Source organism: Coleofasciculus sp. FACHB-712 (assembly GCF_014695635.1).
Taxonomy (GTDB): Bacteria; Cyanobacteriota; Cyanobacteriia; order Cyanobacteriales; family FACHB-T130; genus FACHB-T130.
This window is the reverse complement of record NZ_JACJOQ010000453.1, coordinates 1-12,111: the sequence shown is the minus strand read 5'-3', so window position 1 is coordinate 12,111 and position 12,111 is coordinate 1. Positions and strand designations below refer to the sequence as shown.

General features: G+C 47.3%; 9 protein-coding genes. 3 read left to right on the top strand and 6 right to left on the bottom strand.

Annotated elements, in window-relative coordinates; all coding sequences use genetic code 11:
* Together H6F50_RS14435 and H6F50_RS14430 are read left to right on the top strand one after the other, a co-directional pair.
* On the top strand, positions 1 to 690 hold a 690-nt coding region (locus tag H6F50_RS14435), incomplete at its 5' end, for an MOSC domain-containing protein (RefSeq protein WP_190429229.1).
* Between the two features lie 14 nt (positions 691 to 704).
* Positions 705 to 1,001, top strand: coding sequence for a DUF3288 family protein (locus H6F50_RS14430; RefSeq protein ID WP_190429228.1), 297 nt, complete (start codon positions 705 to 707; stop codon positions 999 to 1,001).
* Positions 1,002 to 1,174: 173 nt separating this feature from the next.
* On the opposite strand, the gene H6F50_RS14425 is transcribed toward H6F50_RS14430, so the two are convergent.
* The 6 genes from H6F50_RS14425 to H6F50_RS14400 all read right to left on the bottom strand — a co-directional run bounded on the left by H6F50_RS14425 (position 1,175) and on the right by H6F50_RS14400 (position 8,806).
* Positions 1,175 to 2,590, bottom strand: a complete 1,416-nt coding sequence (locus H6F50_RS14425) for an MlaD family protein (RefSeq protein ID WP_190429227.1) — start codon at positions 2,588 to 2,590, stop codon at positions 1,175 to 1,177.
* A gap of 88 nt (positions 2,591 to 2,678) precedes the next feature.
* The gene (locus H6F50_RS14420; RefSeq protein ID WP_190429226.1) at positions 2,679 to 3,461 is read right to left on the bottom strand and encodes an ABC transporter ATP-binding protein; all 783 of its coding nucleotides are present in this window, start codon (positions 3,459 to 3,461) and stop codon (positions 2,679 to 2,681) included.
* Between the two features lie 169 nt (positions 3,462 to 3,630).
* Positions 3,631 to 4,752, bottom strand: a complete 1,122-nt coding sequence (gene bchI / locus H6F50_RS14415) for a magnesium chelatase ATPase subunit I (RefSeq protein ID WP_190429231.1) — start codon at positions 4,750 to 4,752, stop codon at positions 3,631 to 3,633.
* A gap of 19 nt (positions 4,753 to 4,771) precedes the next feature.
* Complete coding sequence (locus tag H6F50_RS14410) at positions 4,772 to 4,933, bottom strand: hypothetical protein (protein WP_190429225.1); 162 nt, start codon at positions 4,931 to 4,933, stop codon at positions 4,772 to 4,774.
* 67 nt (positions 4,934 to 5,000) lie between these two features.
* The gene (locus H6F50_RS26535) at positions 5,001 to 7,355 is read right to left on the bottom strand and encodes a CHASE2 domain-containing serine/threonine-protein kinase (RefSeq protein WP_199292168.1); all 2,355 of its coding nucleotides are present in this window, start codon (positions 7,353 to 7,355) and stop codon (positions 5,001 to 5,003) included.
* Positions 7,356 to 8,395: 1,040 nt separating this feature from the next.
* Entirely contained in the window at positions 8,396 to 8,806 is a 411-nt protein-coding gene (locus H6F50_RS14400) for a GFA family protein (RefSeq protein WP_190429230.1), read from the bottom strand.
* Between the two features lie 528 nt (positions 8,807 to 9,334).
* On the opposite strand from H6F50_RS14400, the gene H6F50_RS14395 reads away from it, so the two are divergent.
* On the top strand, positions 9,335 to 12,111 hold a 2,777-nt coding region (locus H6F50_RS14395; protein ID WP_190429224.1), incomplete at its 3' end, for a PAS domain S-box protein.

The window sequence follows — 12,111 nt, the reverse complement described above, 5'->3', positions numbered from 1 at the left end:
TGTGACGCTCAAGGTCGATTCGTGAATGCCAAGCGCAATCCGAAAGTTCACTTACTGCGGACTTCTTTTGACATTGATACGGATACTGAGAAGATTACTCGTGTTTGCTTAGAAGTCCAAGGAACAGAACAAACCCACATTTTTCACATCGATCGGGAACGGAGTGAATTAGAAGCTTGGTTGAGCGACTATTTCGACTTTCCCGTAAAACTCTGCCAGAACTTAGTCTCTGGCTTTCCAGATGATACCAATGCTTCCGGGCCAACAGTCATCAGTACCGCCACGCTGGAGACAGTTGCCTCCTGGTTCCCTCCCCTGACGGGGGATGAATTGCGGCGACGCCTGCGGGCAAATCTGGAAATTGGGGGCGTCCCGGCATTTTGGGAAGATCGGCTGTTTGGGGCGGAAGAGGACGTGGTGCCGTTTCTGGTGCGAGATGTGCAGATAAATGGGGTCAATCCCTGTCAGCGTTGTGTGGTGCCGACACGAGACTCTCTAATGGGCAAGCTTTACCCTAATTTTCAAAAATTATTTGTGCAAGCGCGGAAAGAAACTTTGCCCAGTTGGGTAGACTCATCTCGATTCAATCACTTTTACCGACTCTCGGTAAACACGCGCATCCCTGAATCGGAAGCCGGTAATATTTTACAGGTGGGAGACGAAGTAGAAATTCAAACACTTAAAAACTAAAAATTAGAGATTATATGGCAGAGACAGGAAACAAAGATCAACAGCATCCCCTCCAAGGACGCGATCGCCAACTCGTTAACAGCCTCTTAACCGGGGAAATGAATGATTTCAATCTGGCGGAACTCGCCCGTCTACGCATTCGCTATCGTGGCTTTCCAGGGGCAAGGGAGATTCAACAAGACCTGGATATGATTCTCCGCCAGTGGAACTTGACAGAAGATGCACTCTTTGAAAAAACTCGTCAGATTCATGCTACGAGTGTTGTCTATAAAAGTCGCAGCAAGCGGCAAGATGAAGAAGATTGGAATTAGCGTGCTAGAGCAAATCTCGTTTGGATACAGTATCTTTAAAACCCAAATGTTTTTGCGCGAATGCTTCAGCCCTACATAATTCCAACAGGTGTAGGTGATGCATTGCCTTGTAAGGACGGGGGAATCATTGAAAGCTTCTCTTCTTCTAGCAAAGAGCATGGAACTGAGGCTTGCTAATTCTTATTTTCAGAGTCAGCTAGTGGCTGAATAGATTCTTCCTCCCAGTAAGCGGAAGGTAACGCCTTTCCCATTGGTTCGCGCTGTACAGACTTTAACTGCTTCTTTTGGGCGATGGGTGTCAAAGAAGGCGATGCAAGAGGGAGCAAAGAATTATTCTGCTGCGTTCCGATCCCGGTTCCCGGATTGACCGCTGGCAATCCGGGTTCTAGAACCTCAGCCACTTGAACTTGCTGCTGTAGGTCTTCTGTCGAAGACACCAAATTGCTGAGTCCATTCACCAAATTTCGCAAATTGTTACGGAAAGCTTCATCTCCTGTCAAATCATCCAGGTCAGATGTAATTTTCTGAGCATTTTCAAACGTCATCCGCGCTGAGTCTAAAGTTTGTTGCAATACAACCAAATTCGTTGGACTGTTAAGAGCGGTGGAAAGATCGCGAAAGTTAGCAGATGCTTGCGCTGCATTGATGGACGCCTGCGCCGCATTTGCAGACACGAGTTCTAAGTTACGCCGTAGTTGTCCACCTCCAAACTGGTTGACTTGCCCTGTTAGGTTACTTGCACTCAGGCGCAGCTGTTCGCTGGCTTGGCTAAAGTTGTTCAAGGTACTGACGAGAGTCGAGCGGTTGCCTACGACCAGACTATTCATATTATCGACGAGCCGATTTACCTGGGTGGCAGTCCCGCTATATTGATTCGCGGTCCTAGAAATCTGATTGGCTGCCAAAGCAACTTGATTGCTGGTTTGATTGGCAGCACTCGTCACTGAATTGGCTGCGACTGAGAAGTTTTTAATTTCTTGTTGCACTGAGCGACTCAAACCTGTGAGTTCGCGGGTAAGTTGAGATACCCCAACGGCGGCGACGCTGGTATTTTTAGCAACTGAGTTGAGGTTGGCAAAGAATGCGGGGTCGCTGTAGAGATTGGCGATGCGGGTGGTGCTGCGAAGCAGTTCATCAAAACTGACACCAATTTGACCTTGCAGACGATCCTCGTCACAAACAATCAGGCTAGACTGGCATTGCGGATCGAGCGGATTGGCGACCTTCGCGTCTGGCTGGAAGGGCTTCAGGGGAGTAATGTCAATCGAAGTTTCGCTGAGCAGACCGGATTGATTTGCTTCAACGACGACATCACGGGGAATCAGTAAGTCAGCCGGTGCAATTTCCATCACCACATCGACGCCATTCGAGCCTGGGTTGATGGCAGTAATTTTCCCAACATTGACGCCGCGATAGCGGACGGGTGCGCCAGCTTGCATCCCGCCAGCATTGACAAATTCTGCCACGACTGTGTAGCTACGGCTACCGGGGTTCAGCCCGCGTATCCACAAAATCAGACCCCCAAACAAGAAAAGGGACAGCAGGATTAACAAACCGACGGAGCCTTCTCGAACCGTTCGCGATCGCATCTGTTCTCCTCATACCATTAACAATTAAGAATTAAAAATGCTTACATTAAAAATTCTGCCTTTTTTAATTTTTAATTTTTAATTGATTCTAGCCGATGACGTGAATTGGGCCGGTTACACTTCCACTAAAAAATTGTTGAACGATAGGATTTTGGGTGGTATCAATCTCGCTGACGGCACCTTCCCACTGTACCTGTCCCTGATAGAGAAATATCACTCGGTCAGCCGTGCGGCGAATGGTGCTTTCTTGGTGCGTCACCATGACATAACTGCTACAACTGTCTGGTATTTGCTGCAACTGACGAACTAAATCTTCAATCACTGTGGAAGCAATGGGGTCAAGACCAGCAGTAGGCTCATCATAGAGTAAAACTTCTGGGTTGTCTTGGGGATGGTCTGGATTGGACATAATCGCACGGGCGAAACTCACCCGCTTTCGCATTCCACCCGATAATTGCGAGGGGTAGCGATCGCTAACCCCTGGCAACCCAACCATCTCTAGCTTTTCCTCCACCAATTCTCGTATCCGCCGACGCGACAGTTTAGAACGCTGAAACAGTAGAAAGCCGACATTTTCTTCCACCGTCAGCGAATCGAATAAAGCCGCTTGTTGGAACACCATCCCAATTCCAAGGGGATCTTCGGCATCTTCGATTAAGCCGCGACGTCGCTTTCCCAGGATATAAACTTCACCAGAATCAGGAGCCAAAAGTCCCGCAATAATCCGCAAAATCGTCGATTTACCAGTCCCGGAGGGGCCAATAATTGCCAGCGCATCGTCCCGATAAATTGTCAGATCGACCCCATCTAAGATGACATTGTTGCCAAAGGATTTAGAAATTCCCTTCAGTTCGATGAGTGGCTCTGCCATAGAAAGATTGGGGATTGGTAAAAAGTTTTGAGTTTTGAGTTTTGAATTAAAGAACTCTTTTATAACTCAAAATTCAACGCTCATAAATTAAAAATTTTAATTTTAATTTATGGGCGTTGAATCGAAAAACTCTCTAATCACTCAACACTCAACACACTCTCAGTCCTGATTACCGAACACTCTGACGAACTCCATTCGCTGTAGCTGCGTTGGTTTCTGCTGAGGGCGCTTCCAGTCCAAAGACGCGACCAAACACTTTTTCCACCTTGTAGCCGGAATCAATCGACTCCAAGGGGTCTTTGCGGAGCCGGTGACGCAGACACAGGGTGATAATGCGGTGGATATCGTCTACGGTGACTTCCGTGCGTCCTTCTAGGGCAGCGATCGCGCGAGCGGCTCGGTTCGTAACCATATCGCCCCGTAAGCCGTCTACATCCAACTCCGAACAAACTTCGGAGATTTTCACCCGCAAGTCATAGTCCATCGTCACCGAGGACAGGCGTTCTTGAGCGCTGACGAGCTTTTGTTGCAATGCTTGTTGCTGCGGAAGATATTTTTCCAGAAACTTCGGGGGATTTTGGTCAAACTCAGCCCGTTGCTCTACAATTTCCACTCGCAGCGCCGGTTCCTTCACCGTGCGAATTTCTGCGTGCATTCCAAAGCGGTCGAGCAGTTGAGGTCGCAGTTCGCCTTCTTCCGGGTTGCCGGAACCGACTAGAACAAATCTCGCCGGGTGACGGATGGAAATTCCTTCCCGTTCGACGGTGTTCCAGCCGCTTGCCGCTGAGTCGAGCAGCACATCGACTAGGTGGTCGTCAAGTAGGTTGACTTCATCTACATAGAGAATGCCCCGGTTGGCTTTCGCGAGGAGTCCGGGTTCAAAAGCTCTGACTCCTTGGGATAAAGCTTTTTCAATGTCAATAGTGCCGCAGACGCGGTCTTCTGTCGCACCGAGCGGCAGGTCAACCATCGTCACTTTTTTGTGGGCGACGGGAATTTCTTCCTGTTTCGCCAAGCGATCGCGCACGCTGTCGCTCATCAAATCGGGGTCTCTTGGATGACTATTAAAGGGGTCATCGGCAACGACTTCGATTTCTGGCAACAGGTCAGCCAAAGCCCGGATCGTGGTGGATTTGCCCGTTCCGCGATCGCCCATAATCATCACGCCGCCAATGTAGGGGTCAATCACATTCAGCAGCAAGGCCAGTTTCATCTCTTCCTGACCCACGATAGCAGTGAAAGGAAAAACGACACGGCGTGCCGTAGGGGACGCTGAGGCTGTCGGACTCACAGAATTGTTACCCATCTTATTATTCACCGCCTTTCATTGTGCCACTTTTCGCTTCATCCGAACCGAAAATTCCGAATCCATTGAAGATGAGTGAATTCAGAATTTTGCTAAACGGCATGGGTTCAATTTTTCTGAAGCGATCGCATTTTTTAGGCAAATCTTCGTCTAAAACATTTTTCAAACGATGTCAATCCCCCCCTCACCTGTAGCACCCACATCCTGACTACCGCCTGACTACCGGATGATGTTTACGCGGGAGCGCTAGGAAGCCGTTTCAACTCCTGTAGCACCTCTGTAGCTGACTGGTAACGAGTCACAAAGTGGAAGTGCACCATCTTATCCAAAATCTCGGCAAATTCGTCTCGCACTGAGGCAAATTCGCGCCAATTAATGTTGCCGGTGTTCCGGTCAGTTTCCAGCTTACTAGGCGGTATCCCCGTCACTGCCTCCACCCCAATCATGCCCAAGGCGTAGATATCACTGCTGAACCTAGGGTGTCCGTCGTATTGCTCAGCCGGAGTATAACCACGGGTGCCGATAGCAATGGTGCGGTTTTCCTGTTCGCTTTCTTCTTGGGGCTGAATCTGTTTCACGGCACCAAAGTCAATTAAAACTAAGCGACCGTCTTTTTCTCGGCGAATAATATTACTCGGCTTAATATCCCGGTGGATGACTTGGTTTTCATGGATAAATACCAGAATTTCCAGAACCCCGCACAGGATTTCCACCACTTGCGCTTCCGGTAGGCGCTTATCTATCAATAGTTCATCGGTGAGCGGATGACCTTTAATAAATTCTTCAATTAAATAGAATTCTTCGTTTTCTTCAAAATAGGCGAGTAACTGCGGAATCTGAGAATGGTGCCCCAAGCTCTCCAGAATGGCGGCTTCTGTAAAAAATAGCCGTTTTGCCAATTTCAAGAATTTTTCATCCCGAAGCGCAGGCATTAAATGCTTAACCGCACACTGGGGCTTACCCGGTCGCATGGTATCTTCGGCTAAATACGTATGACCAAACCCGCCCGAAGCCAGAGGTCGAAGAATCTTGTAGCGTCCCATCAATAGAGACGGTCGCAGGGAGTCGCCGTACTTTACGGGAGAGGAATCTAATAATCGCTGGCGCTCCAGTCGCTCAGGTTCTGTAATTACATCTAAGCTAGGCTGCCACGGCTGAGTCTCATCATCATCATCATAATCATCGCGATTAGGCAGAACTGATAGGGGAGCTGGCGCGATCGCAGTTGCTACCTCTGCTTCTTCCTCAGTCTGTGGTTCCTGATTCTTCTGTTGGAGAAGTGCTTGCATCTGTGCCAGGTTGAATTGCTGTTCCTGAACCAGAAGCGCGATTTTTTTCTGATTTTGTTCGGCTTGGTGAGCGCTATAAGCCACGACACCAGCAGCCGTTCCCACCAACGCGATCGCAGAGGGAACCACTGGCACCCATCCCGCCTGGGTAAACAGCACCCAACACGTCCCAAACAGGACACCCAGCGCGGCTCCCTGTCCCAGTAACAAGTGCCCTGGATGCCGCAGCCGCAAAGCCATCAACCCGCCAGTTACAGACCAACCCAATACCCACAAAGCTTCTCCCCAATCCGACCAGAACCAAAATAAACGACGCCCATCCAGGACAGCACTGAGCATCTGGCTTACCAGATGGGCATGAGTGACAACTCCAGGCATTTTCCGATTTCCCTTCTGTGCGCCACTGTAGGGAGTATAGAAGGCGTCATCAATACTGGAAGCAGTAACCCCGATGAGAACGATGCGGTCTTTTACCCAGCTAGGGTCAAACTGACCGTTGAGGACTTGACTCATCGTTACCTGGTTAAAAGGACGGTTGGTAGAGCGGTAATTGATGAGGATTTGGTACCCCCGTGCATCCAGACCTTGATATCCTCCATCATTAGGCTCCAGAGGTTTGAAGACAGTGTTGTTCCAACGGAGAGGTGGGGTGTCTGAAGCAACGATTCCTTCTTTTTCCAAGTAACGTTGAACCAGTTGGAAGCTAAAGGAGTTCGGGTTAGGACAAGGCTTGTGAGCGGAGGGAGAGACAAATAACAAACCCCGACGGATAACGCCATCAGAATCAGTCCTCCCGATATCGGCAAAGCCAGCCTGGTCATCAGCAATATTGGGTGGTGGTGGAGTGCCAGGACCTTCCGACTCTTTGACGGCACACACCGGAACGATGCGGCGATCGCTACTCATCAGCTTGGAGAATGCCGCATGACCTGGTTCTACTGGCAAATCGCGATAAATATCTAGCCCGACAGTACGCGGCTCGTTTGCCAGCAGTTTTGCCAGCATCTGATGCATTCGTTCGTCAGACAGGGGATATTGCTTGTAGGTTTGGATGTCTGCTTCGGTGACAGCGACCACCAAGATCCGGGGATCTGGCTCTTCGGCTGGTCGTAACCGCATCATCTGGTCATAAGCACCTAGTTCCAGCGTCTCCAGCAGACCTTGTTGCCGGACTCCCAGCACTAAGAGGGAGACCACCACACTAACCACCAGTGCTGGTTGTCCCAAGATTAAAGCAGCAGTGCGTCTTAGGTGCGATCGCACTGTATGGAAATTCCCCTTTGAAAGCCGATCTATCACAGGAACGTTGTCAGGTTAGAAAGTAAAAAGCTTAATTAAAAGGTTGGAATGGTTAAAACTTACCGATCTTAACAAGCGATCGCTACGACGTATGGGAATACTTACCGCGTAAACATTTGCTTGCGTTACCCTAGCCCTGCTGTCCGATAACAGCCTGCTTTTGCCACTTCAAGCCTGCATGGCTTTTAGAAATAAATGCCTCCTGTCCCTATTTGCATTCTAGTGTTCGTAACTGACTGTGAGTATCGCTCTGCCGTTTCGATCGCTCGGTTATTTTGCTTTAGTCCTTTGTCACTCTAGTCCTTCTGTACCATATTTAAGTCTTGGTGGTAACTTTCTTAGGTGGTTATTTTGCGTGCTCTTTCGCTTGAGATACATTCATCGCTAGTTTTGGGGTTGGCAGATTCTTTAGCAATTGAGCGTGCGAGGCAAGAGACGGCAAAGTTGGTAGTAGACAGTAGAAAAATAGATTCATTACTTCTAGTTTTTTCTCTAAAAGAAGTATTTTTCAGCTAAAATCTGCCGCATTGCTAGGAATAATGATAATTTTTGTCCGCTCCTGAATTCGGATTTTTTATTAGACGTTACTCTATACTTTCTTCTTGCTTTGTCTACGGCTAAGCTTTTTACAATTTCAATTTAATAATTCAGCCAAAATTGAAACAAAATTAATAATTAAAAATAATTTTAATAAAACCATAAGCGTATTTTATGAAACCAATCTTACCTATTTTGTCCTCATGCAGGCAGATAAGATTCACGCTCCTCAATTCTCTTGATTTCAGCGCCAAGCTGGCTTTCTCCCCAATAGTTTGGAGAGGACTGCGATAAATGGTAGTCAATCGGGCAAAATGTTAATTTTCGCAGGTTCCAGCTACTTAAATTGATTCGCACTCACTTCAGACTTTCCGGTTGGGTTTCGCACAAAGACGAAACCCAACACCTCCCTTAGTTTTTGTTGGGTCACTCTCTCTTGAAGACTCCGTCTACATGACCTCAAACCAACCTACAATGATAGATAAGCTGGGTAAGAGGATTTATTAATCCGTGTCCAATGCTTCAGAGCGAATTAGGTGTACGTTTTGTTCCCAATTAACCCCATCAAAAGGCACAATGCGAAAGCGAGACACCACATCCTCATCCAGACAACGCACGTTGACATCAATAGATTCGGGATGGGAACGGGGACGATAAAAAGGGTGAATCCCACAAATACGGCAGAAGGTGTGCTTAGCAACACCCGTGTTGAAGGTGTAGGTTGTCAATAAGTCTGCACCGCTTAGCAAGGTAAAACGTTCGGACGGCACAATTAGATGTAAAAATCCCTTCTTCCTACAGATGGAACAGTTGCAGTCATCTGCCTTATGTTCGTCAACGATTACCCGAAAGCGGACTGCGCCACAGTGACAGCCGCCTTCGTAGGTAATTGTTTCTTCTGTTTGTGCGCTCATATTAGTCATTCACGGTTAGCAGAGTTTGGTTGATTTCCAGTTCCTAGTCTATTGTTAATGGCTATTTTCTAGCACTTCTCTCGCAAATAATGGTTAAAGTGTAGAGAAAAGCGTGGTTCGCTACTTTTATGACCGCTCTACAACTATAATAAATTAAACATAAATATATATTTCTTTATGAGATTAAAAGTAAATATTGTTTAGTATAAACAAAAACCAATTTTAAAATCAGTTAGGAAATTCTAACGTAAAAGAGCCATTACTTAGGTTTTCTCAGGAGGTAATGTTTTTTATCGAGCTGCAATGAGTTATTATAATTGCTGGCTCAAATATCTATGATAGACATAGCCTTTTTAGAAAGCGAACGATTGAGTTGGTATAGCATTTAACATTACATAGCCATAACTGAGGCATTCAAACCCATCAAACAACTTGCTATTTAGTCCATTAAATTAGTTTTTTGATAAACAAAGATAAAAAATTTAGTCCCTCTATCTCTATAAAAAAAAAGGGGTAAGAGATTACAAAATGGACGCAAATCACCAGCCAATTGGGCATGACTATTTACAAGGTGAAGGTGCTTCTAGAGAGTTACAACAAACTATTGCGGGTGCAGATGTAGAACGTCCCCAACTTGAGGAAGAACTGCGGAACACGAGAGCTGAACTAGAAGCATACCGAACACTGTACAACAAGACTCCCTGTATTCACTTTACTTTGGATTCAGAAGGAGTCGTTGTTGGGGTTAATCAGTTTGGAGCGGCTCGTCTTGGTTATAGCGTCCAAGAGTTGGTTGGAAAAACAATTTTCAGCACTTTTGCTCCTGACGAGCGAGAAAAGTTAAAAGCTGAGTTTGCTCAGTTTTTGCAACAAGCAATTCAAGAAGCATTTGAGTTGAGTTCAGGGATCGAGTCAAACGCTTTGGTTACTAGTTGGGAATTGCGCGCCTGTTGCAAAGACGGCAGCATTTTCTGGGTAAATGTTACCGCTAGCATTGTACAAAGAACGAATACGGATAGAGTTGTCCTCCTGGTTTGCGATGACATAACTGAGCGCAAACAAGCACAGGAACGTCTACATTTACTGGAGCAGGTTCTCCGTGATTGCTGCAATGGCATTGTCCTTACCGACTCCAATCAACCAGATAATCCAATTATTTATATCAATCCAAGTTTTGAGCGTTTAACAGGCTACTCTGCTGAGGAAATCATAGGGTACAACTGCCGCTTCTTGCAGGGCGCTGACACTGCTCAGCCAGCACTTGATGAGCTACGAATGGCGATTAGGGAAGCGAGAGAATGCCATGTCACCTTACGCAACTATCGCAAAGATGGCACCCTTTTCTGGAACGAACTCTATCTTTCCCCAATCGGGAGTCCACAAGGGAATCTAATCGGTTTTGTGGGGATTCAGACTGACATTACCGAGCGCAAACAGGCAGAAGAGGCACTAAGCAAAAGCGAAGCAAAAAATCGCGCTCTTATAAGTGCCATCCCGGATTTGATCTTCCGAATTAGCAAAGATAGCACTTATTTGGACGTCAAAACGGCAAGAGATTTTGATACGTTCTTACCTGCTCAGGAATTCTTAGGTAAAAAGTTAGACGAGGTTTTGCCCACAGAAGTCGCTGAGAAAGCCAAATACCATGTGGAGCAAGCACTTTCTACGAACGAAATCCAAATCTTCGAGTATCAGCTTCCCAAAAATGGCTATTTGCACGATTACGAGGCGCGGCTAGTTGTCAGTGGGGAAGATGAAGTTTTAGTCATTGTGCGCGATATTAGCGATCGCAAAGCCGCGGAAGAGTCACTAAGACAGCAAACCGAGCGGGAACGACTGCTGAGGGCGATGCTAGAACGCATCCGTCAGTCTTTAAATTTAGACGAGATTCTCAACACGACGGTGTCTGAAGTCCGGCAATTTCTCGCCTCCGATCGAGTGATCGTTTTCCGCTTTCAGCCGGACTGGAGTGGAGTCGTGGTAGTGGAGTCTGTCGCCAACGGTTGGACTCCGATCCTGGGAACAACAATCCACGATCCTTGCTTTGAACAAGTCTATGTCCAGTACCAACAGGGTCGCACTAAAACTATAGAAGATATTTATACAGCCGAGTTGAGTCAGTGTCACATCGATTTACTACATCGGCTTCAAGTTAGAGCCAGCTTGATAGTCCCGATTCTCCAAGGAGAGGAATTGTGGGGACTGCTAATTGCCCATAATTGTTCGCAACCCCGACAGTGGCAACAGTTGGAAATTGATTTGCTTTGTTCACTGGCAACCCAGGTAGCGATCGCAATTCAGCAAGCCGAACTCTACAATCAAATGCAACAGCAAGCTCAGCGCGAGCAAGCATTGAATCGGTCGATTTCTGCAATTCGTAGCTCTTTGGAATTAGAGGTGATTTTTGCCACAGCAGCAGCAGAAATTGGTCAGCTTTTGCACATCGACCACGTTTCCATCCTGCAATATCTTCCGCAGCGGCAGGTTTGGCTGAATGTGGCACTTTACTATCAAGGTTCCAGTTTGTCGAGCAGGCTGGGTATGGAATTTCCAGATGTAGACAATTTGTTGGCAAGGCAACTCAAGCAGTTACAAGTGGTTTCCATTCACGATACTCAGACTATCGAGGATGAGGGGAATAAGCCTCTAGCAGAGGCTTATCCGGGTGCTTGGTTGTTGGTACCGATACACTTTCAAGGAAACCTCTGGGGAATCTTAACACTATCGATGGAAGGTCGTCCTCGCTACTGGCAAGACTCAGAGGTAGACCTGGTTTGTGCCTTCGCGGCTCAACTAGCGATCGCGATTGGGCAATCGGCGCTGTTTAAGCAGGTGCAGCAGCTGAACGCCAATCTAGAACGCCAAGTGCAACAACGCACAACCCAACTGCAAAAAGCGCTTGGCTTTGAAGCCGTGCTAAAACGCATCACCGACAAAGTCCGCGATAGTCTCGACGAAAGCCAGATTTTACAGGTAGCCGTTCGAGAGTTAGCGCTTTCATTTAATATGGGCAGCTGTCATGCTTCGCTCTACAACCTGGAGCAAGAAACTGCCACAATTTGCTACGAGTACGCCACCTCAATGCCTTCCTCGCAGGGTCAGGTGATGCAAATGGCAGACTTCCCGGAAATTTACGCTCCTCTACGACAAGGTAAATGTTTCCAATCTTGTTCAATCAGTCCCGACTTTGTCCGGAGTAAGGTGGCGATGTTGGCTTGCCCGATATTGGACGATCAAGGAGTGCTGGGGGATTTGTGGTTATTCCATCGCCCAGACTATACCTTCAAAAAACTAGAGATCCGGCT